The sequence below is a fragment of the Pseudomonas sp. GW821-FHT09A09 genome (genome assembly GCF_059418405.1).
This window is the reverse complement of the sequence record NZ_JBWKPU010000034.1, coordinates 55,020-76,393: the sequence shown is the minus strand read 5'-3', so window position 1 is coordinate 76,393 and position 21,374 is coordinate 55,020. Positions and strand designations below refer to the sequence as shown.

The following is a 21,374-nucleotide window of genomic DNA, read 5'->3' as shown; positions in this document are numbered from 1 at the left end:
ATGCTCTTTCTGCGTCAGCACCGCGTTCTGCCGTGCCCGCCAGCGCATCTGCATCGTGCCTTGCTTCAACCCGCCGAACACGCCGCGAACCGCCACGGCCTTGTAGCGATCCACTGCCTGCATGAACTTCGTCAGAATCGCCAAAAGGCTCTTAACAAAACCCACCGCCGCATCAAGGATCTGCGCGCCGTACTTGACCAGGCGCAACCCCAGGTAAGCCACGCCCGCCGCGGGTAGTGCGATGGTCAACACCGCGCCAATCACCAGGTCAATCAGCAACGACACCGCAAACCCGGCTGCCTTCTCGGCCATCTCGCCGGGGGGCAGCGCATCGAGCCAGAGCATCGCCGTGCGCAGCATCAGGTACAGCGCCGCCTCGTCACTGGCCAGCAGCATGGCCTGTTCCATGACTTTGGGCGTATCGGTGGCCAATTGCGCCAACTTGGCGGCCTGATCGCCCAGTTGCTCGGCGAACTTGAGCGGGTCTTCAAGAATCGCCTGGACCAGTTTGATGCTGTCCCACACCTCTTTGATCGCCGCCCAACTGCCGGCCAAAACACCGTTGCCAATCGCACTGGCGGTCGAGCGTTCCCAGTGCGGCTTAAACCCAGACCATTGCGATCGCAGCCACTGTTCCAGGTCAGCCGTCAGCCCGGCGTAGGAGGCAAACAGCGCATCCATCTGTTCCTCGGAAACGCCCCCTTGCACCCGCACCTGATAGCGCTTGCCCGCCGCGCAGTGGTGCGAGCCTTTGCCGTGCTCATCGAGCATGACCACGGTGGAGGTGCCGTCATCGAGCCCAATCACCTCAACCGGGATGTTGCCGATCGGCACGTCATACACCGATTCAAACAGGCTCTCGATGTTCAGCTCGCCGCCCAGCGAGCAATGGGTCACGGTCGAAAAATCGGCATCGGACGCACTCACCGATTGCTGCGAATCACCCACCCGCAACACCCGCTCCATGCCCAACAACGAAGGCAAATCAGCGGCATGGCTGGCTGAATCCAACGCCTGCGCGTACCAGGTGCCCATCTGCTGGCGATACTCCGCCAGGCTCTGATGGAAGACATCCAGCTCGTGTTCGATAAAGGCAATGTGGGCGGTGTGTGTCATCCGTGACGTCTCGTCGAAGGGCAAGGCGTCGGAGTCTGCCGCAGCAAAAAGCGGCTGGATGAACGGTTGGAAAAATCAGAATGGGATGACGTAGAGCGGGAAAAAGCCGCGAAAAACTAGCCCGGGGGATTACGCAAAAAGGCGATCCGGCTCATTGCGAAAAGCTGCTCAAATAAAAATGGCTCTCATCCTTGCCCGATTTTCCGACCTGGCCGTCATGGTTAATAGAACCTCTATTACGCAGGATTTCCCATGTCGCGCCTTGCTCGTCCCTTGCATCCACTGGCCCTGTCAGTGGCGTTCGCCTTTGCCGCCGTGCCGTTGCTGTCTGTTCAACCTGCCTTTGCCGAAGAAAGCAGCAGCGCGCTGCGTCGCTTCTCGATTCCGGCAGGTGATCTGAGCCAGGCGCTCAACACCTTGGCCGAGCAGGCCAACCTGGTGCTGGCGTTTGATGCGAGCCTGGCGCGGGGCAAGCACAGCAATGGCTTGAGCGGGCAGTACGACACCGACGCGGCGCTGAACCAGTTGCTCGCCGGCAGTGGCCTGCAGGCGCTGAAGATTTCCGCCGACCGTTACCGCCTGGAGCCGATCCCGGATAACGGCGGGGCCATGGAGTTGCAGGCCACCACCATCAGCGGCGCCTACCAGGCCGAGAGTCCCACCGGGCCGGTGTCCGGTTACGTGGCCACGCGCAGTCTGTCGGGCACCAAGACCGACACCGCGTTGATCGAGACCCCGCAGTCGATCTCGATTGTGACCAAGGACCAGATGCGCGCGCAGAACGCCGAGAGCCTCAACCAGATCCTGCGTTACAGCGCCGCCGTGATACCGGAAACCCGTGGCGCCACGGCGTCGCGCCTGGACCAGCTGACCATCCGTGGCTTTGCCCCGGCCACCTATCTGGATGGCCTGCGCATGCCGTCCAGTCGCGATGCCTTGCCGCAAAAGGACGCGTTTGATCTGGAGCGCGTCGAAGTACTGCGCGGGCCGGCGTCGGTGCTGTACGGGCAGGGCACGCCGAGCGGTGTGATCAATATGGTCACCAAGCGCCCGCTGGATACGCCGTTTCATGAAGTCGGCGTGGAATATGGCACCTTCAACAAGAAGCGCACCACCTTCGACTTGAGCGGGCCGATTGATGATCAGGGCGTTTACTCCTACCGCGTCGCCGGGCTTTTCGACGATGCCGATGGGCAAGTGGAACACACCGAGACCCGCCGTCAGTCGCTGTCCACCGCATTCACCTGGCGCCCGGACGAGGCGACGTCGCTCACGTTGCTCGGGCACTTTCAGAAGGACCCCAAGGGCGCGTCCTACGGTTCGGTGCCGGCCTGGGGATCGGTGTTGCACAGCCCGACCGGGCGCAGCATCGACGTGGATTTCTATGACGGCGAGAAGAACTTCGAGAAGAGCAACCGTGAGTATTACTCCATCGGTTACGCCTTCGAGCATCACTTCGATGATGTGTGGACCGTACGCCAGAACGCGCGTTACCTGCGCAGCGAGGGCCAGTACCGCAGCCTCTACAACAACTACCTGATGGCGGATTACCGCACCATCCGACGCTCGACCATTGCCGCTGACGTCGACATGGACGCCTACACCCTCGATAACCAGCTGCAAGCCAAATTCGACACCGGCTCGCTGCAGCACACGCTGCTGATGGGGCTCGACTACCAGAACACCAGCACCGACACCAAGCAGGGCTCCGGCGTGTACACCGCGGGCCCGACCCTGGATATTTTCAATCCGGTGTACGGCGCGGCGGTTCCGGTGCCTGCGTATACCACCGACGGCACGTCGCGCAGCGAGCAGACCGGCGTGTACCTGCAAGAGCAGATGAAGTGGGACAAGTGGGTGCTGCTGCTGGGGGGCCGCTATGACTGGGCCAGTACCGACAACAGCACCCAGACCCTCAGCACCGGCGCCAAGGCCAAATCGTCCCTGGACAGCAAGGCCTTTACCGGCCGCGTGGGGCTGGTCTACCTGTTCGATAACGGCCTGGCGCCGTACGCCAGCTATTCGGAGTCGTTCCAGCCGCAATCGGGTACGGGGTATGGCGGTTCGGTGTTCAAACCCACCGAAGGCAAGCAGTATGAAGTGGGCATCAAGTACCAGCCGCCGGGTAGCAACAGCTTTATCACTGCCGCGATCTTCGACCTGCGCCAGACCAACGTGCTCACCACCGACCCGGACCCGACGCACTTGTGCGGCACCGGTCGCTGCCAAAGCCAGGATGGCGAAGTGCAGTCCCGTGGCTTTGAGCTCGAAGGCAAGGCCAATCTCAACGACAACCTGGACATCACCGCGGCCTACGCCTACCTGGACAATCGCATCAGCAAATCCAACAGCACCGTGCGTTATGCGCCGATCGGCGATGTGGGCGTAGGCCCGGCCATCGCCGCCGAGGGCACCACCACCTACGGCGTGCCGCGCCATACCGCGTCGGCGTGGGCGGACTACACCTTCCATGACGGCAGCCTGAAAGGCTTTGGTGCCGGCGCCGGTGCGCGGTATGTCGGGTCGTCCTGGGGCGATACCGCCAACACCCTGAAGGTGCCGGGCTACACCCTGTTCGACGCGGCGGTGCATTACGACATCCCGAACATCACCAGTCTCAAGGACAACCTGCGCCTGGCATTGAATGCCACCAACCTGGCCAATAAAGAGTACGTGGCCTCGTGCTACTCGTACTCGTGGTGTTGGTACGGCTCCCAGCGCACCGTGCAGGCGAGTGCGACCTACCAGTGGTAAAAATGCGCTGATAAGGCAATTTAATGGCCCCTTTGTAACAAAATCCTCGCCAGAATCGCTTTTATTTTCAGGTGGTTAGGTGGGGATGCAAATGCGCACTGTTGGAATCATGCTGATCGCCTGCTCCCTGGCAGGCGGCGCGGCTGCCGTGCAGGCACGGGAGCTGCGCGAGGGTGACAAGTACATGTGCAGTTGGGGCGCTGGCACCGCCGCCAGGGCCCAGGAACTCAAGCTGTCGGGCGTGTCGCTGTATGCCGCGCGGCAGAAGATCCAGACCATCAAGTTCAGCAAATCGTGGATGCGCATGATGGCCATGGGCATCACCGAGCAGACCTATGACAGCCGTTCCCGGCTGAAACCCGAGGCAATCCGCCAGAGTTTTTACCAGGATTGCGTACGCTACAAAGTGGCGCGCAAGTGATGGCCTGACTGGCTCAGCGTGACAGCGGTGAGCCGGCATCTTCCTGGAAAAATACCTTGGCGGTGTCGATAAAGCGCCGATTGGCTTGTGACAGGTATTCGTTGGCGCGCCAGCACAGGTTGAAGTGCATAAATTGCGCAGGCGCAAAAGACACCCCCACCAACCCTGGCTCCTGCTCCTGAACGGAACGCAGCAGGGTAGAAGCCCCCATCCCGCTGCGCGTGGCCGCTATCACCAGTGGTACGAAGTTGCTTTCCAGGGCGATGTTGAGTTGCACCCGTGCGGTACTGCAAAAAGTATCCAGCAGGTGACGTTGCAGGAAGGTGTTGTCGAACACCAGCAACGGTTCGTCGTGCAGGCGGTCTGCTGACAGCGATACCGCTCCCGCCAAAGGATGATGCTCGTTCACGCACAGCACCATCTCATCGCTGCCCAGCAGCACCGACTCCCAGCCAGGTTCCACGCGTCGCGACTCGAGCAACGCGACATCAATCGCCCGTGTCGCGAGGCGTGCGCTGATGTCATCGGCACTGCCTTCGACCACGTGCATGGCAATGCCGGGGTAGCGGGCACGAAATTGCATCAACAGTTCCGGAATATGGCGGATGCCATACATCGGTGGCACACCGACGCGGATTTCGCCGCTGTGCAGTTGGGTCAGGTCCTGCAGTTCGCGGCGTGCGCCGGCCAAACCCTCCAGGCACGCTTCGGCGCGGGCCAGAAACAGCTGGCCCTCGGCCGTCACGCTGATCTGGCGTGTGGCCCGGTTGAACAAGGCCACCCCCAGCTCATCTTCCAGGCGGCTGACCGCCATGCTCAATGCCGGCTGCGCCACATGCAGGGCCTGCGCGGCTTTGGTGAAGCTGCCTTGGCGGGCGATTTCGACGCAGTATTCCAGGGCTCTGAGGTTCATTCCGGCTCACATAACAAAGAGTGATGAACAGCTTCACAAATGGATATTTTTTGTGATGCGCGGCAGTCTATAACCTGTCGGCATTCTTCTCCATGCCGGATTTCATCATGCCCCTCTACCTTCGCTGTTACTGGCTCGCCACCCTTACTGTTGGCGCCTTGGGCGGTAGCCTTGCCCAATGGGCGGGATGGCCTTTGCCTTGGGTTATTGGCTCATTGCTCGCGGTGTTGCTGACCCGCTGCGCGGGCAGCCGGGTGCCGGAAATTCCCCACGGGCGCAAAGCCGGGCAGTTGATCGTGGCCGTGGCCATCGGCTGCCATTTCACCGTGCCGGTGATGCAGCAGGTGGCGGGGCATTTGGGGCTGATCGTAACAGCAGTACTGCTGACGCTGGTGTTGGCCCTGGGTTCGGTGCTGGTCTTGCACCGATGGGGCGTTGCCTTGAACACGGCGTTCTTCGCGCTGATGCCGGCCAACTCCACCGAGATGGTGCACCTGGGACGGCAGCGTCAGGCGGACACCAGTTTTATCGCGGCGGCCCACAGCGTCCGGTTGCTGCTGATCCTGTTGGCAGTGCCAGCGGTGGCTACCTTTGGCGTGTCCCATTCTGTGGCGCACGAGCCGTTGCCGGTCATCTGGCCTTGGCTGATCTTTATCCTGGCAATGGGCTTTCTCGCCGCGCTGGCCTTCAAGCGCTGCAACCTTCCCAATCCCTGGACCTTCGGGCCGTTCCTGATCTGTGCGGTGGGGGTGGGGTGCAACCATTTGTCGATGAGCATGCCAGGCTGGCTCAGCGGGTGCGGGCAATTGCTGATCGGATGTGCACTGGGTGTTGCGTTCGACCGCGGTTTTTTCCGCCGTGCACCGGGTTTTCTGGCCAAGGTGCTGGTGCTCTTGGCGGGCTCAGTGATTGCCACTGCGCTGGCTGCGTGGGGGCTGGGTGCTGGATTGGGCATGCCGTGGCTGTCGCTGGCCCTGGGCATGATGCCCGGCAGTGCCCCGGAAATGAGCCTCACTGCCGAAGCCTTGGGGTTGGCGGTCACATTGGTCACGGCCATGCAGGTTATCCGTATGCTGTTGATCCAGGCTGCGTGCCTGCCGCTGTATCGCCTGCTGGACCGAGCGCTGCACGAGCAAGCACCGGCCAGTACAAAATCTGCGTAAGCCTGTCCAACTTTGCCCTCGTACCCCTCGCCATACTGGCGCCAGGTAAACGAAGAGGCACAGGCCATGACTGACTACGTATTCACCCCCGCGCACATTCCCTCCCTTGCCATCCAGAGCAGCGACGCACGTTTCCCGCTGCGCCGGGTGTTTTGTGTGGGGCGCAACTACAGCGAGCACGCCCGGGAAATGGGGCATGACCCAGACCGCGAGCCGCCGTTTTTCTTTATGAAGCCAGCGGATGCCGTCGTGCCCGCCGAAGGGGTGATCGCTTACCCGCCGCTGACCGCCGACCTGCACCATGAAGTGGAACTGGTGGTGGCCATCGGCAAGGGTGGGGTGGATATCAGCCCTGAAGAGGCGTTGTCGCATATCTGGGGGTATGGTGTTGGCATCGACCTGACCCGTCGCGACCTGCAAGCCCAGGCGAAAAAACTCTCCCGTCCGTGGGATTGGGCCAAGGCGTTTGATGAGTCGGCGCCGACCACCGCCTTGCGGCCCGTGAGTGCCATCGGCCATCCCTCCACGGGGAAAATCTGGCTCAAGGTCAACGGCGAACAACGCCAAGTGGGTGACTTGGCCGACCTGATTTGGTCCGTCAGCGAAGTGATCAGCCACGCGTCCAAATCCGTGGCGCTCAAGGCGGGCGACCTGATTTTCACCGGTACGCCCGCAGGTGTGGGTGCCGTGCAGCCGGGGGATGTGCTCACGGCCGGCATCGACGGCATTGGCGAGTTGCGTTTCACCCTCAGCCAGGGTTGAGGCTAAAGTGGTGCCCAGGCCACCCGAGAGACTGTTATGCCAGGCACCCGCGTCACCACCTATGGCATGGAACAACGCAGCGACCGCCCCGACTTCTATATCCGCGACAAACGCGGGCGGGCGGCGCTGACTAGCCCCCATCGCCACGAGTATTTCCAGATCCAGATCAACCTCGGCGGCGACACCGTGCAGCATATCGGCGGCGCGGTGCGCCCGTTTCCGCACAAGGCCCTGGCGTTCATCCTGCCCCATCGCCTGCACGTGATTCCTCATCCCGAGGACGGCGAGTTCATGCTGATCAACTTCAGCCAGGCGTTTTTCCTGCCCCAGCTGACGTGCGACCCACTGGACCTGGAAGACATCCCCATCGGCCAGGCGCCAGAACTGGCACCGTTTCGCTTCCAGGAACAGCTGGACTTCATCCTCGACGACGCGGCCTTCGAAGAAGTGAAAACCTGGCTCGCCCAGATGCGTGCCCTCGACGCCCACCGCACCTTCGGCGCGCGCGAGCGCCTCAAGGGCTACCTGTTCCAGCTGATCGGCCTGGTGTGCCAGGCCTACGCCGAGCCGCTGCAGGCATTTGCCGCCAGCAACGCCACCCGGCGCGGGCGCAAGGACGCGCTGGCACGGGTGCAGGGGTATATCCGCGAGCACCTGCACGAACCCACCCTCAACCTGACAGACACCGCCGCTGCGGCTTTCCTGTCGCCCAATTACCTCACTCACTTGTTGCGCAAGGAGACCGGCAGACCGTTCTCCCAACTGGTGCTCGACCGTCGCATGCAACTGGCGCGTACCTTGTTGCTCAACAGCGCGCAATTGATCGGCGTTATCGCCCAACGCTGTGGCTTCACCGATGAGGCGTACTTTTCCCGCTGTTTCCGCAAGGCACACGGCTTGGCGCCGGGGCAATTCCGCCGCCAGCAGCACACTGAATCCCTGTAATCGCGCGCTTTTTACAAAACCACGACAATGCATATGTTTCTATTTGCATACAATCGCGTGCTTCAACGGAGGAAGCGCCCATGAATACGCGGATACGGCAGGCGACACCGCAGGACATCGACACATTGTTTGCGATTCGTACCTCGGTGGTGCAGAACCACCTGAGCCGGGAACAAATGGCCGAATTGGGCATTACCCCGGATGGGCTGGCGGACAGCATCCGTGAAGCGCCCTGTGTGTGGATCGCCGAGGTCAATGGCGAGCCTGCCGGGTTTTCCATGGTCGACCTGGACGGTGGCGAAGTGTTTGCGATGTTCGTGCGGCCGGCCTATGAGAACCAAGGGCTCGGCCGCCAATTGATGACGGTTGCCGAGGCCGCCTTGTTTGAACGCCATGACACGTTGTTCCTGGTCACCGACGGGCGCGATGAAATCCGCGCCAACGGGTTTTACCAACGCCTCGGTTGGTCGGTGGTGGATCAGGTCGACGGCGACGACGTTCGTTACCAGAAGAGCAGGGCGCTGTAGTGCCATGAACCCACCCGAAGCCCCGTCCTCCAACAGCTTTCGCTACTTTGTGATCGGGGTGCTCTGCGTCGCGGTTTTGCTGGGCTTCTACTTTGTACGGCTCAATGCGCGGGTTGATCAGGAGCGGGAGGAGGCCGCCGAACGCCTGGCCCTTTGCCAACATATCGAAAGCGTGGCCCGTGCGGCCTTGCCGGCCAACCTCCAGCCGCCCGAGGCGTGCAAGCAACTTAAGGCGCGTTAGTCCGAAAGTGTCGCGCCGTTATAATCAATAACCTTATTTATACAGCGGATATATACCGACGAAGTGTCAGGTGATAGTCGCGGTACTTGCACCAAAAAGTGGCACAAGTGCTTCGGGCTACCTCAAAAAATGTGTGGTTATTGAATGACTTACGCGACTTTTAATCCGACGAAAGGATTAAAATAATCTTGTTACAGCTTTTTACAATCGGTACTATAGCCGGGCGTTCACCTCCCACGGTTTATGCATTTTTAAATCCCAAGTTTCCATCAGCTACTTGGGATTTTTTTTGCCTGCGATTTGACTCAAACGTCAAACTTCAACGTCGGCGAACTCTGCACGCATGCGGCCGTTGCGCTTGGCCTGGTACAGCAACTTGTCCACCTCCTCGACAAACCCCAGCATGGCGCTGTCGGGCGTGACGAGGTGGGTGCCCACGCCCAGGCTCAGGGTCAGCAGTTTCGACACCGGTGAAAAACCGTGCTCGATCTGCTGCTGGCAGATCAGGTGCAGGCAGCGTTGCGCGACCTGTCTGGCCGAGGCGGCATCGGTCTCCGGCAGCAACCACACAAACTCCTCGCCGCCGATGCGCGCAATGAAGTCCCGTGGCCGGTTGGCCGCCAGCGATAAGGTGCGCGCCACCTGGCGCAGGCACTCATCGCCTTTGATATGGCCGTAGTGGTCGTTGTACTGCTTGAAAAAATCGATATCCAGGATGATCAACGACAACGGCAACTGGCTGCGCTGGGCGCTGGCCCACTCGCGTTCCAAGACCATGTCGAACATGCGTCGGTTGGCGATACCGGTCAGGCCGTCCTGGTAGGAATATTCCTCAAGCTGCTTTTGCAGGCGGATCAGGTGCTCTTCGGTCTTCTTGCGCTCGCTGATATCGAACATGAAGCCAATCAGCGCTTCGACTTCGCCGTCCTTGCGCACCACGTGCACCACGTCGCGAATCCACACGTAGTCGCCGTTCACTGTGAGCGCCCGGTAGTCGGCCTCGTGGTCCACGCCGGCGCGGGACTGCGACACGCAGAAGTTCACCACGTATTCGCGGTCATCGGGGTGCATGCGTTCGACCCAGTCATCCACGCTGACCCAGCTTTGCGGGGTCCAGCCCAGCAGTGTCTCGATCTGCGGGCCAATGTAGCTGAAGGTCATGGTCTGCCAGTCGATGCGCCAGGGAATGGCTTTAGTCGACTCCAGCAGGGTTTTGTAGACGTCACTGTCGGGCTGGCTCGGTGGGGCGATGCTCATAGGTGGGCTGCTCGAAGTAGGGGCGAAATGCCATGAGCGTCTTTTGAACCGGCCCGTGAGTCAAGCCTTCGCCAGCGCACCGGACGAGAGGTCGAGTGCCGGGTTCCTGGCGCCAACGCACCAGCGTTTACGGGGCAAAATGCGTGGTAGCTAACACTTTTGCATTAATTGTTACGCCAGGGTCGCAAGCTCATCTACTCTGGTTCCATCACACCGACAGGGCAGGGCCCAGGGACGGGGGCTTATGATGATTTCGATCACTGAATTCAGTCGCATCATGGCGTCAGGCTTCTTGCCGCTGTCCTGTGATTGCAGCCTCAACAGCGACGGTTCACTGCGCATCAGCGTGTTCGAGCCGCAGACCGGGCGCGTCGAGCTGCTGCTGACCCGCGTCTCGCCCGAAGGCCTGGACAGCATCCGTTCCATCTCAAACCTGATTGGCGAGCTGCGCACCGAGATCAAGGCCGGGCGCCGCGGGTTTGCAGCCGTCGGCTAAGCGTCATGACACGGCGGTGTCGGCCTGGGTCGAGACCGCGCCGTAGTAGCGCCAGCAGCAATGCCGATGTTCCGGCAGGATCACACAGCCGCTCAGGCTTACGATCAGCAGGGCGGCAACCAGCATGGATAGGCGACGGGACATGATGTTTCCTCTTGGTGTGTTCGGCGTTACAGGTTGAACGCCGCCACCCTGGAATATCCGTCGCAATGCTTTCAAACATTTCATCAAGCCCCTTCATCCCCTGAGCAATACTCCTCTTACGCACGGCGTGAAAAAAATCTGCGGAGTTCGCGACGGATTCTTCCCGTACCTGGCGTTCAACCCATCAGCAGCGTGCACTTTCGCTCGCCGTATGAGGAGTTGCCATGAAACCACTGGCCAAATTGCGCCTTGTCTTGCTTGCCCCGCTGGCGCTCGCCGCGTTTGTCAGCACCCCGACGTTTGCCCAGACCGAAGTCATCATTCGCCAGGCCCCACCGGCCGAGCGCGTTGAAGTGATACCCGCCGAACGCCCCGGCTACGCCTGGGACCGTGGACACTGGCGCTGGGAAGGCGGTGCCTATGCGTGGGTGCCAGGACACTGGCAGCCGGTGATGCGCAATGCGCGCTGGGAGCCGGGCCATTGGGAATCCCATGGGCCGAACTGGTACTGGCGCGAAGGGCATTGGATCCGCTGAACCCTGAAACTTAGCCTCCGGACCGAGTATTACCCGATTGAAAGACACTGATCCGGACGTTGAGCTACTGGCACGTATCGGCAACAACGAACCTGCGGCCGTCAACGAGATGGTGACGCGCAAGCTGCCGCGTCTGCTGGCGCTCGCCGGTCGGATCCTGGGCGATGCCGACGAGGCCAAGGACGTGGCCCAGGAAAGCTTCTTGCGCATCTGGCGCCACGCGGCGAACTGGCGTCCTGGTGAAGCGCGGTTTGACACCTGGCTGCACCGGGTGGCGCTGAACCTGTGCCACGACCGCTTGCGTCGTCGCAAAGAGCGCCCGTTGGACGAGGACGAAGTGCTGGAGCTGGCGGACAGCGCACCGTCCCTTGATGAGCAGTTGGAAACCGCCGACCGCAGTGCGAGGATGGCCGCCGCGTTGGCGACCTTGCCCGAGCGCCAGCGCGAAGCCATTGTGCTGCAGTATTACCAGGAGCTGTCGAACATCGACGCCGCGGCCCTGATGAATATTAGCGTCGAGGCACTGGAGAGCCTGCTGTCGCGGGCCCGACGCCAGTTGCGCAATCAACTTGCCGACACACCAGGGCTTGCCCGCCCAGGAAGGGAAAAACCATGACGCCCGAACGATTTGCTCATCTGGCTGATGCCTACGGGGCCAGCCTGCACCGCTGGCCCATCGCCGAACAAGCCGCCGCCCAGGCGCTGCTCGATAACGGCAACGCCAGCGCCCGCGAGGCGTTGCGCGAGGCCAGTTGGCTGGATACCCGATTGGACAGCCATCAGTTGGCGTTCGCCGACCCTGCGCTGGCCCGACAGATTCGCCAGTCGGCGCCGCGCCGGGCGTCATTCTGGTCGCGCTACGCCAGTTGGTTGTCACCTGCCGGCCTGGTGGGGGTGGGCATCGCCGGCATCGCGGCCGGGGTGTTGGTGGCGTCGCTGAGCGTGCCGCTGCCGATGTCGTCATCCGAAGTGCTGCCCAGCGTCTTCGATCAGGGCGACGCCGACGTCGTCTTCACCGTCAACGCCGAGGAAACCGAGCAATGACCCCCAAATCCCTCAAGCCGTGGTTGGTCGTCTCGGTCTTGCTCAATGTGTTTTTGATCGGCGGCGTCGGCGGTGGCTTGTACCACTGGACGACAGCGGCCAAGCCCGCCGAAGCGGTGGTCAACCAGCATGGCCTGCGCCAGGCGATGATCAAGTTGCCGCCCGAGCGGCGCAAGGAACTGCGCCAACTGTTGCGCCAGAACCGTGCTGACAGCCAGCCGCTGATCATGGCCGGCCGCGAGGCACGCCTTGGCGTGATCAAACAGCTGGAATCGCCGAGCCTGGACCGCGACGCGCTGGTGACCGAGCTGGCCAAAGCGCGCGAGGCCGATACGTCGCTCAGGGCATTGGTGGACGGCACCCTGGCGCAATTTGCGAGCAACTTGCCCCAGGACGAGCGACAGAAACTGGTCGAGGCGCTGTACCAACGCGGACAGGTCAAAGCTAAAGAAAAATTCATCCAGACAGCGGGGAATAAACCCCGTTCTTGAGCTGTTAAGCCCGCATAACCTCTATGGAAGTGTGCTTATGCCGGCTGCGAAAAAGAAACAGGCTTTTGATTTTTCCTGTGGGGCTGCGTCGTTGTTGTGCGCGGCAGTGGAGCTGGAGGCAACCTTGCCCGGTGGCATGACCGCAACCGATGCGTTGCGCACCAACATGTGTGAAGTGGAACTCTACAAGTTCACCTCCGGCGCGCTGACCGGCGGGGTGGTCAAACCCTTCGATCCCACCAAAGCCGGCTACTCCTATCCCCACAGTGTGGCGTTGGCGGCGCGGACGTTGGGGTTGAACGTGACCATCTACATGGAAGGCTTTCTGGCCAGCGCCTTGGCCACCTTGTACCCCAAGTGCGAAGAGCTTTGCGTGAAGGCGGGCTTTCCCGTGATCCACGGCGCACCGCCGCCGATGGCCGCAAATCGCCGAGCGTTGTGTGTGGTCACCACCTTTGTAGTGGGACTGCACTACGTGATGCTGCGCCCGGGCGGAGACTTCATGGACCCGGCCGATGGCGACAACCACGATAACTTCAAGACGATGAACACCTGGTCGAAGGTGTACTCGCAGACGGGGATTACCTTGGTGCTGGAGAAGGAAGTGGAGGTTTAGGGCGCTCTTCAAGCCCGCTCCCACAGAGGGGTAGCGGTGTACCCAATGTCCCGGCCGGACACCGATCAAAATGTAGGAGCTGGCTTGCCGGCGATGACGTCCTCTCAGTCCACCTACCTTCAACGTGGCCTCACACAGTCCACTGCCCGACCCACCAACACTTCCTGCTCCCGTCCCGCGCTGTTCACGTTCACAGTGCGGGCGAAGCTCAGGCCAGCACCTTCAAACACGCACACCACCCGGTCCCTGAACGCCGTCTGCGGGTAGATCCAGGTCATTTCCAGGGTCTGGGCATCCAGCCAGCGAGCGCCGGCGACGATCTGCGCATTGTGGAATTCATAGCCATGGTGCAAGGCGCGGCCGGGCATGCTGGTGTTGCCTGGCAGCCAGTCGTCGATGCCCACGCTCAGGCGGTGAGTCGCTTGGTTGTCGGTCAATTCGAACGTCAGCACACCCGCCCGGAAGTCGAACGACAACTGCTTCACGCCCAACCCGTTCTCGGCCATCGCAAACACGCGCGTCGAGTCTGCGGGTGCCGAGCAGGCTGAAACCAATAACGGCCGCTCAGCCATGCTCGCCAACCGCGCCTCCAGTCGCGCATCCGCCTCGCGCGTCCCACCGCCGCCAAACGCCGCCGGAAAAGACCGCTCGATAAACGGAATGATCTCGGCCGAGTTCTTCATGCCACCGACCACAACCAGCGTCGCGCCATGTTCGCGGTACACCGCCGCCATCTGCACAAACACACCCAGTGCGCTGAAGGCGCCGCCCGGTTTCATCATCCAGTGGTAGCCGTAGCGGCTGTCCGGCCCGCCCTGGGGCCGGGTCGCGGCTTCGACCCAGGCGGCCGGCAGGATTTGTCGGCCTTCCCATACGCCATTTTGCCCGTGCAGCACTGCCAGCTTGAGCGCCGCCGACACCGGTGCGGTGAGGCCATTGCCACCCGGGTTCACGCCGTCGGGGCCGATGTCCCAGGTTTCGTTGTGAATGGCCAGCGGCTCGAACAGGCGCGGCTTGAGGTAGGCGTGCAGGGTTTGCCCGGTGACGCGGTTGATCAGCGCCGAGAGCATGTAGCTGGCGGCGCTGGTGTAGACGTATTCGGTGCCGGGCGCATAGGCCAGGGGAATCTTGAAAAATTCGGCGATCCAGCTGGTGTCGATGCCGCGCCACACGGAGCCGGAGGTGTTGCTGGCATGGCCGGTGCGCATGGTCAGCAGGTGTTCGACGGTCATATCGGCCAGGCGCGGGTCGGCGTCGGCCGGTACGTCGTCGGGGAAGAAGGTCACCAGCCGGTCATCGAGCCTGAGCAAACCCTCATCGATCGCCAGGCCGATGGCGCAGCCCGTGAAGCTCTTGGCCATGGAGTGCAGCACGCGAGGCTCATTGGGGTCGACCGGCCAGGTCCAGCCTTCAGCGACGACGTGGCCATGGCGATGCAGCATGAAGCCGTGCAGATCGAGGCCGGCGGCCTTGACCTCGTCAAGAAAGGCGATCAGGCGGTCGGGGTCCACGCCCACGCTGCTGGCGCTGGCGCGGGGCAAACCATCATAGGAAATCGGGGGCATGTAGGGGCTCGTGGGTAGGGTGGGTCAACGGTTGCGGTGCACCAGCCGGGAATAGGAAATCAGCATGCTGGTGAGCTCCTGGCTGACCCCGGTGAGGGGCGAGGAGCGGCGACTGATCAGGCACACATCGCGCGACGCCAGCGGCTCTTCGATGGCGATGGGGGTCAAGGCGCTGGAAAACAGTTTCATCCCCGGCAGCATGCGCGGCTCGATGGTGAGGTAGTCGGTTTCGGAGACGATGTGCAGGGTTTCCAGCAGGGAGTCGGTGGTGATAGCGATTTTCGGCGGTGCCAGGCCCTGGGTGCGGAACAGCTCCACCAGGCGGTTTTCCGCGCCGCCGATGACGCCGGTGGAGCGCACGCTGATCCATTGGCAGTCGACCAGTTCCCGCACCGACCTGGCCTGGGCCAGGGGGTGGCCCTTGCGCGCAATGATGCCAGCGCTCGACGGGTAGAGGCGGTCGATGGACAGGTCGATGTCGGTGACATTCGGCGCCAGCGGGCACAACACGAAATCCAGCCGGCCGTCGCGGACCTTTTCTACCAGGCCCTTGGTGGTGCCGCTGGCCACGTGCACCTGGATACGCGGGAAGCGCTGGGTGAAGTTGCTCAGCACCGGCACCAGCAACTCGGCCAGGGGCTCAGAGGTGACACCCAGGTCGATATGGCCTTCAGGCTCGCCTTTCCAGGGTTGCAGGTCGAGCAGGGCGCGTTCGCAGTCCAGGGTGATGGAGCGGGCACGCACCAGGAACACTTCGCCAGCCGGGGTCAGGTTGATGCCTTGGTTGGAGCGTTGCAGCAGCACCACGCCCAGTTCCTTTTCCAGGGTCTGGATCGATTGGGTCAGGGTGCTTTGGGCCACATCCAGCTGGCGTGCGGCAGAGCGGAAACTGCCTTTTTCAACCACGGCACAGAACGCACGAAGATGGGTGAGAGTCATGAAGGACTGCCTCAGGTTTCAGCATTTAAACCATTGAATGCCCGCCAGCTTATCTGATGACTATAGGTGCGAACAGATCGGTTTGGCCGATCAGGTTCATTATTTTTGAACGAATGCAAACGGCTCCAACCCCTGATTTTTCGGTAGGCTGCAGGCAGGTCACGTGCGGCTCGGCAGGTGATCGGAAAAGCCGAGCCTGATCACTTGGAGCGTTCTTCTCAAGCTTGCCGCACGAAGAATAAGATCGGTCCAGGAACATTCGCCAACCGTGAAGGCGACCAAAACAACAACAATTATCCAGGAGTTCGGCCGTGCCTCTTATTGGGTCCTGCCAGCGTCCGAACCCCATGCGTAAGGAATCTTTAAGGTGCAGTTATCCATGAACAAGACTTTTATCCTGGCAGGCGCCTTGTCTGCGGCACTGGTGGGCACTGCCCATGCTGAAAGTGTGTTGAAGGTGGCGCTCAACGCTGACATCCGCAGCACCGACCCGGGTGTGAACCGCGACACCAACTCCGATGCGGTGATCATGCACATCACCGAAGGGCTGGTGGCCTTCCGCGAAGACGCCACCGTTGGCCCGCTGCTGGCGAAGGACGTGCAGGTGTCCGACGACGGCCTGCGCTACACCTTCCACCTGCGCGACGGGGTAAAGTTCCAGAATGGCAAGCCGCTGACCTCCGCCGAGGTGCTGTGGACCTGGAAGCGCTTCCTCGACCCCAAGACCCAATGGCGCTGTGCGCCTGAATTCGATGGGCATGGCGGCGCAAAGATCGTCGACATGAGCGCCCCGGACCCGCTGACAGTGGTGTTCACCCTCGACAAGCCCAACGGCCTGTTCCTCACCAGCACCGCGCTGCCTGAGTGTGGCGGCAGTGGCATCCTGCACCCGGACTCCGTGGCGGCCGACGGCAGCTGGAAAGCCCCGATCGGCACCGGCCCGTTCCGCTTGGGCGACTGGAAGCCCGGTCAATATGTCGAACTGCTGCGTAGCACCGACTACAGCGCCCGCGATGAAAAAGCCCCCGACGGCTACACCGGCAACAAGAGCACCACCCTCGACCGCGTGCGCCTGCTGGTGATCCCGGACCCGGCGGCGGCCAAGGCGGCGCTGCTGTCGAAGAACGTTGACCTGCTGATCGACGTCACCCCGCTGGACGCCACCGAACTGGCGGCCAACCCCAATGTGCGGGTGACCTCCAGCGGTACCATGTCGGTCAACGCCTTGCTGTTCCAGACCCGCGACCCGCTGCTTAAAGATGTGCGCCTGCGCCAGGCCATCGCCCATGCGCTGGACTCGGCGCAAATCGTCGAAGCCCTCACCGGCGGGCGTTCCAAGGCCAACAACTCGATGGTCGCCAGCGGCAGCCATTACCACACCGCCGTCGAGGACCAGGGCTTTGCGTTCGACCCGGCCAAGACTGCGCAACTGCTGCGTGAAGCCGGCTACAAGGGCGAGCCGATCAAGCTGATTGTCAACAAACGCTACGCCGCGATCTTCGACATGGGCGTGTTCGTGCAAGCCATGGCCAAGGCCAGCGGCATCAACCTGGAGCTGGAAACCCTGGAGTGGGGCACTCAGTTGGAGCGCTACCAGAGCGGCAACTACCAGATGATGGCCTTCCCGTATTCCGAGCGCCTCGACCCGGCCCTGAGTTTCGACTCGATGACCGGCGACAAGGACAAGGAAGCGCGCAAGGTCTGGGACAACCCCGACGCCCGTCACTGGCTGCGTGAAGCCCAGCGCGAAGGCGACATCAGCAAGCGCCAGGCGTTGTTCGACCAACTGCACCAGCAGATGATCAAGGACGTGCCGATGATCCCGATGTACAACGGCAACGCGATTGCCGCCAGTCGTGACTACGTCAAGGGCTTGCGCACCTGGCCGGTGTCCAAGCCGCGCCTGTGGACCGTCAGCGTCCCTGCCTCCGGGAGCAATTAAGGATGTTTCGTTTTATCTCTCAACGCCTGGCCATGTCGATTCCGACCTTGCTGCTGATCTCGTTGATGGTCTTCGCGATCATCCGCCTGGTGCCAGGTGACCCGGCGTTGCTGATGCTCGGCGACATGGCCGACGCCCACAGCCTGGAGGTGGCGCGTGCGTCCCTGGGCCTGGACCAGCCGTTGCCGATGCAGTTTCTGATCTGGTTCAAGGCAGTGCTCAGCGGCGACCTGGGGCATTCGATCACCACCAACGAAGCGGTGCTGCCGCTGATTCTTGACCGTTTCCAGGTGAGCGCCGGGATCGTGTTGGTCTCGGTGTTGCTGGCCGCGCTGATTGCCGTGCCGGCGGGCTTGCTCGCCGCCTGGAAACAGGACAGCGCGCTGGACTTTGGCGTGGTCTCGACGGCCACCCTGTTGCTGTCGATTCCCAGCTTCTGGTTGGGCCTGCTGTTGCTTTATGCGTTCGGCATCAAGCTGGGCTGGTTGCCGGTGGTGGGGTACGTCTCGTTCGGCCAGGCGCCGTGGCAAGCCTTGAGTTTTATCGTGCTGCCGATTGTCACCCTGACGCTGGTGGAGCTGGGCGCGATTACCCGCATGGCCCGGGCCAGTGCGATTGAAGTGCTGCGCCTGGAATACATCACCCATGCCCGCGCCAAGGGCCTGTCGGAGCGTGCGGTGTTGTGGCGCCATGCGCTGCGCAACTCGTTTGCACCGACGCTGACCCTGATCGGCCTGATCCTGGGCAACCTGCTCAGCGGTATCGCGGTGCTGGAAACCGTGTTCACGCTGCCAGGCATCGGCCGCCTGATGGTCGACGCCATCTACGCCCGGGACTACCCGGTGCTGCAAGGCTGCCTGTTGCTGGTGACCTTTGTTTATGTGCTGGTCAACCTGTTGGTGGACCTGCTGTACCCGCTCTTCGACCCCAGGGTTAAGTTATGAATAAGCCGCTTCCTGTTGCACCCGAGGTGCTGTTGCCTGCACCGGTGCGTGCCCCCAGGGCCTGGCGCGTGCCGCCGTTGAATGCACTGATCGGTGCGTTCCTGTTGGGCTTGCTGTTGATCATGGCCGCGCTCGGCCTGGTGTGGACGCCCCATGACCCGCTGGCGCTGAACCTGCTGGCGCGGTTGCAGGCGCCTACCGCCGCGCACTGGCTGGGTACCGATGAATACGGCCGCGATGTATTGAGCCGGTTGATGATCGGCGCGCACACCAGCCTGTGGGTCAGTGTGTTGACCGTGAGCATGGCGATTATCGCCGGGACGTTCCTCGGTTTGCTGGCCGGTTTCCTGCGTGGTTGGGTCGACCGTGGCCTGATGATGATCAACGACGCACTGCTGGCGTTCCCGGGGATCCTGTTGGCCCTGGGCCTGATGGCGATCATCGGCCCGAGTCTGTACGGCATCGTGTTTGCCCTGAGCCTGGCCTACACGCCGTCGGTGGTGCGGGTGGTGCGCGGCACCGTGCTGTCGCTGCGTGAGAAAGAGTTCGTCGAGGCCTCCCGGGTGATCGGCAACTCCGAGCTGTACACCATGCTGCGCCACATCGCGCCGAACTGCGTAGCCCCGGTGTGTGTGCTGGCCACCAGCATGTTTGGCTGGGCGATCCTCGCCGAAAGTGCCTTGAGTTTCCTCGGCCTCGGCGTGCCGCCACCGGCAGCCACTTGGGGCAACATGCTCGCGGCCAGCCGGCCGTACATCGCCACGGCCAGTTGGCTGGGGCTGTTTCCCGGTGTCTGCATCGCGATGGCGTTGCTGGCGTTCAACCTGTGTGGCGATGCCTTGCGTGACCGCCTTGATCCACGGATGAGTAAATGAGCATGCCTGACGTACTTTTGGCAGTCGATCACCTGAAAATCCGCGTCGGCGCCCACGGCCCGCTGGCGGTCAATGACTTGAGCTTCACCATCGCCCCCGGTGAGATCGTCGCGTTGGTGGGTGAGTCTGGCAGCGGCAAGACCATGGCCGCCCGTGCCGCCATCGGCCTGCTGCCGCCACCGCTGGAACATTGTGGGGGGCAGGTGCGGTTCCAGGGCCATGACCTCAACAGCCTCAAGCCCGAGCAACTGCGCGAGCTGCGCGGGGCGAAGATCGGCATGGTGTTCCAGGAACCGATGGTGTCGCTCAACCCGTCCATGAGCATCGGCGAACAAATGGCTGAGGGGCTGCGCCTGCACACCAAGCTGACCGAGGCGCAGATCCGCGAACGCAGCCTGGAGATGCTCGGCCACATCGGCATCAAGGATGCCGAGCGTTGCCTGGCCTCATTCCCCCATGAGTTCTCCGGCGGCATGCGCCAACGCATCATGCTCGCTTCGGTGATGCTGCTGCGCCCGGCGCTGCTGATCGCAGACGAGCCCACCACCGCCCTGGATTGTCTGGCGCAGCTGGACGTGTTGAAGCTGATGCTCGACCTGACCCGCGAGCAGGGCACGGCGATCCTGTTCATCAGCCATGACCTGTCGCTGGTGGCGCGCTACGCCCATAAGGTGGTGGTGATGCGCGAAGGCCGTGCGGTGGAGCAGGGCACCATCGAACAGATCCTGCTGGCGCCCAAGGCCGACTACACCCGGCAACTGCTGGAGGCCTTGCCGCGTCGCGGGGTGCTGGCAGACTTGCCGCAGGCTGACGGCCCGTTGCTGACGGTCAAGGACGTGTGCATCGAGCATCCCGGCCCGCGCAGCCTTTGGGGGCGCACCGCGTTCAAGCGGGTGGTGCACTCGGCCAACCTGACCATTGCACCGGGGGAAACCCTGGCGCTGGTGGGCGGCAGCGGTTCGGGCAAGACCACCCTCGGCCGTGCGATTGTCGGCCTGAACAAAGCCTGTGCCGGCGCCATCGAGTTCGAGGGCGTGGACATTCTGAAGTCCGGCAACCGCGAACATCGGCTGCAATGCCAGATGATTTTCCAGGACCCGTACTCGTCCCTCGACCCGCGCATGAAGATCGGCGACATCCTCGCCGAACCCTTGCGCCACGTGCCCGGCATGAACGCCGAGCAGAAGCGTGAGCGGGTGGCGAAGACGCTGCTGGACATCGGCCTGGCCGAGCAGTTTGTCGACCGCTTCCCGCACCAGCTTTCCGGAGGCCAACGGCAGCGTGTCGCGATTGGGCGCGCCCTGGTGCGCCACCCGCGACTGGTGATTGCCGATGAGCCGATCTCGGCGCTGGACATGACCATCCAGAAGCAGATTCTCGAGCTGTTCGAGCGTTTGCAGGCCCAGTATGGCTTTGCCTGCCTGTTTATTTCCCACGACCTGGCGGCGGTGGAGCGCATCGCGCACCGGGTGGCGGTGATGAGCGAGGGCAGGGTGGTGGAAATGGGCGCGCGCGACGAGATCTTCGACCGGCCGCAACACCCGTACACCCGCAAGTTACTGGCCGCCGCCAGCCCCTTGGAGAAGCTTGAAAACGGTGGCTACCGCATCCGCCAGGGCCCCGTACCGCTAGCGCTGTAACCCAGGACTGACTTCACCCGCCGCGCAAATCAGCGATTTGCGC

At 62.4% G+C, this 21,374-nt stretch carries 22 protein-coding genes and 1 pseudogene; 17 read left to right on the top strand and 6 right to left on the bottom strand.

The annotated features are described in order from the left end of the window. A pseudogene (locus tag AC07OV_RS24575) lies at positions 1-1,116 on the bottom strand (type IV secretion protein Rhs); the annotation flags it as partial. Between the two features lie 252 nt (positions 1,117-1,368). On the opposite strand from AC07OV_RS24575, the gene AC07OV_RS24570 reads away from it, so the two are divergent. After that, entirely contained in the window at positions 1,369-3,870 is a 2,502-nt protein-coding gene (locus AC07OV_RS24570; RefSeq protein WP_495093156.1) for a TonB-dependent siderophore receptor, read from the top strand. 91 nt (positions 3,871-3,961) lie between these two features. Further along, the gene (locus AC07OV_RS24565; protein ID WP_065941186.1) at positions 3,962-4,291 is read left to right on the top strand and encodes a hypothetical protein; all 330 of its coding nucleotides are present in this window, start codon (positions 3,962-3,964) and stop codon (positions 4,289-4,291) included. Between the two features lie 13 nt (positions 4,292-4,304). Here the strand turns inward: AC07OV_RS24565 and AC07OV_RS24560 are convergent, their stop codons facing one another. Continuing rightward, positions 4,305-5,204, bottom strand: coding sequence for a LysR family transcriptional regulator (locus AC07OV_RS24560; protein ID WP_494997977.1), 900 nt, complete (start codon positions 5,202-5,204; stop codon positions 4,305-4,307). Between the two features lie 107 nt (positions 5,205-5,311). Between AC07OV_RS24560 and AC07OV_RS24555 the strand changes: the two genes are divergently transcribed. From AC07OV_RS24555 to AC07OV_RS24535, 5 genes are all read left to right on the top strand, one after another. Then, positions 5,312-6,367: an AbrB family transcriptional regulator gene (locus AC07OV_RS24555; protein ID WP_495093155.1), complete on the top strand. Its 1,056-nt coding sequence runs from the start codon at positions 5,312-5,314 to the stop codon at positions 6,365-6,367. Positions 6,368-6,433: 66 nt separating this feature from the next. Next, positions 6,434-7,129 carry a fumarylacetoacetate hydrolase family protein gene (locus AC07OV_RS24550; protein ID WP_495093154.1) on the top strand — a complete coding sequence of 232 codons (696 nt, stop codon included), beginning with the start codon at positions 6,434-6,436 and terminating at the stop codon, positions 7,127-7,129. Between the two features lie 36 nt (positions 7,130-7,165). Beyond that, on the top strand, positions 7,166-8,074 hold the full coding sequence (locus tag AC07OV_RS24545; protein ID WP_495093153.1) for a helix-turn-helix transcriptional regulator: 909 nt from the start codon (positions 7,166-7,168) through the stop codon (positions 8,072-8,074). An 80-nt stretch (positions 8,075-8,154) separates the two neighbouring features. Beyond that, complete coding sequence (locus AC07OV_RS24540; RefSeq protein ID WP_176997832.1) at positions 8,155-8,601, top strand: GNAT family N-acetyltransferase; 447 nt, start codon at positions 8,155-8,157, stop codon at positions 8,599-8,601. Positions 8,602-8,605: 4 nt separating this feature from the next. After that, positions 8,606-8,842: a hypothetical protein gene (locus tag AC07OV_RS24535; RefSeq protein ID WP_176997831.1), complete on the top strand. Its 237-nt coding sequence runs from the start codon at positions 8,606-8,608 to the stop codon at positions 8,840-8,842. A 312-nt stretch (positions 8,843-9,154) separates the two neighbouring features. On the opposite strand, the gene AC07OV_RS24530 is transcribed toward AC07OV_RS24535, so the two are convergent. Then, entirely contained in the window at positions 9,155-10,099 is a 945-nt protein-coding gene (locus tag AC07OV_RS24530; RefSeq protein ID WP_176997830.1) for a sensor domain-containing diguanylate cyclase, read from the bottom strand. Positions 10,100-10,346: 247 nt separating this feature from the next. Between AC07OV_RS24530 and AC07OV_RS24525 the strand changes: the two genes are divergently transcribed. Further along, positions 10,347-10,595, top strand: coding sequence for a DUF1652 domain-containing protein (locus AC07OV_RS24525; protein ID WP_176997839.1), 249 nt, complete (start codon positions 10,347-10,349; stop codon positions 10,593-10,595). A 3-nt stretch (positions 10,596-10,598) separates the two neighbouring features. On the opposite strand, the gene AC07OV_RS24520 is transcribed toward AC07OV_RS24525, so the two are convergent. After that, positions 10,599-10,739, bottom strand: a complete 141-nt coding sequence (locus tag AC07OV_RS24520; protein ID WP_176997829.1) for a hypothetical protein — start codon at positions 10,737-10,739, stop codon at positions 10,599-10,601. A 224-nt stretch (positions 10,740-10,963) separates the two neighbouring features. Here AC07OV_RS24520 and AC07OV_RS24515 point away from each other — a divergent pair, with 224 nt between their 5' ends. Genes AC07OV_RS24515 through AC07OV_RS24495 form a run of 5 tightly spaced genes read left to right on the top strand, consistent with a single transcriptional unit; the run spans position 10,964 to position 13,426 of the window. Continuing rightward, positions 10,964-11,275, top strand: a complete 312-nt coding sequence (locus tag AC07OV_RS24515; protein ID WP_176997828.1) for a YXWGXW repeat-containing protein — start codon at positions 10,964-10,966, stop codon at positions 11,273-11,275. A gap of 37 nt (positions 11,276-11,312) precedes the next feature. Beyond that, positions 11,313-11,891, top strand: a complete 579-nt coding sequence (locus AC07OV_RS24510; RefSeq protein WP_494997982.1) for an RNA polymerase sigma factor — start codon at positions 11,313-11,315, stop codon at positions 11,889-11,891. Next, the gene (locus tag AC07OV_RS24505; RefSeq protein WP_494997983.1) at positions 11,888-12,319 is read left to right on the top strand and encodes a hypothetical protein; all 432 of its coding nucleotides are present in this window, start codon (positions 11,888-11,890) and stop codon (positions 12,317-12,319) included. The genes AC07OV_RS24510 and AC07OV_RS24505 overlap by 4 nt, the downstream gene beginning before the upstream one ends. Then, positions 12,316-12,810, top strand: a complete 495-nt coding sequence (locus tag AC07OV_RS24500; RefSeq protein WP_494997984.1) for a periplasmic heavy metal sensor — start codon at positions 12,316-12,318, stop codon at positions 12,808-12,810. The genes AC07OV_RS24505 and AC07OV_RS24500 overlap by 4 nt, the downstream gene beginning before the upstream one ends. Before the next feature lie 37 nt (positions 12,811-12,847). Further along, positions 12,848-13,426 (top strand): T3SS effector IpaJ family cysteine protease, encoded by a 579-nt coding sequence (locus AC07OV_RS24495; RefSeq protein ID WP_178923775.1) that lies wholly within the window; start codon positions 12,848-12,850, stop codon positions 13,424-13,426. A 119-nt stretch (positions 13,427-13,545) separates the two neighbouring features. Here AC07OV_RS24495 and AC07OV_RS24490 read toward each other — a convergent pair whose 3' ends face one another. Both AC07OV_RS24490 and AC07OV_RS24485 read right to left on the bottom strand, forming a co-directional pair. Continuing rightward, the gene (locus AC07OV_RS24490) at positions 13,546-14,991 is read right to left on the bottom strand and encodes a serine hydrolase domain-containing protein (RefSeq protein ID WP_495093152.1); all 1,446 of its coding nucleotides are present in this window, start codon (positions 14,989-14,991) and stop codon (positions 13,546-13,548) included. A 24-nt stretch (positions 14,992-15,015) separates the two neighbouring features. Continuing rightward, entirely contained in the window at positions 15,016-15,930 is a 915-nt protein-coding gene (locus tag AC07OV_RS24485; RefSeq protein WP_494997986.1) for a LysR substrate-binding domain-containing protein, read from the bottom strand. 379 nt (positions 15,931-16,309) lie between these two features. Between AC07OV_RS24485 and AC07OV_RS24480 the strand changes: the two genes are divergently transcribed. The 4 genes from AC07OV_RS24480 to AC07OV_RS24465 are packed head-to-tail and all read left to right on the top strand — an operon-like array spanning position 16,310 to position 21,331. Then, positions 16,310-17,872, top strand: coding sequence for an ABC transporter substrate-binding protein (locus tag AC07OV_RS24480; protein ID WP_494997987.1), 1,563 nt, complete (start codon positions 16,310-16,312; stop codon positions 17,870-17,872). A gap of 2 nt (positions 17,873-17,874) precedes the next feature. Beyond that, positions 17,875-18,816: an ABC transporter permease gene (locus AC07OV_RS24475; protein ID WP_178923745.1), complete on the top strand. Its 942-nt coding sequence runs from the start codon at positions 17,875-17,877 to the stop codon at positions 18,814-18,816. Then, positions 18,813-19,691: an ABC transporter permease gene (locus tag AC07OV_RS24470; protein ID WP_178923743.1), complete on the top strand. Its 879-nt coding sequence runs from the start codon at positions 18,813-18,815 to the stop codon at positions 19,689-19,691. Before AC07OV_RS24475 ends, AC07OV_RS24470 begins: the two co-directional genes overlap by 4 nt. After that, positions 19,688-21,331 (top strand): ABC transporter ATP-binding protein, encoded by a 1,644-nt coding sequence (locus AC07OV_RS24465; protein WP_495093151.1) that lies wholly within the window; start codon positions 19,688-19,690, stop codon positions 21,329-21,331. Before AC07OV_RS24470 ends, AC07OV_RS24465 begins: the two co-directional genes overlap by 4 nt. The last annotated feature ends 43 nt before the right edge of the window (positions 21,332-21,374 follow it).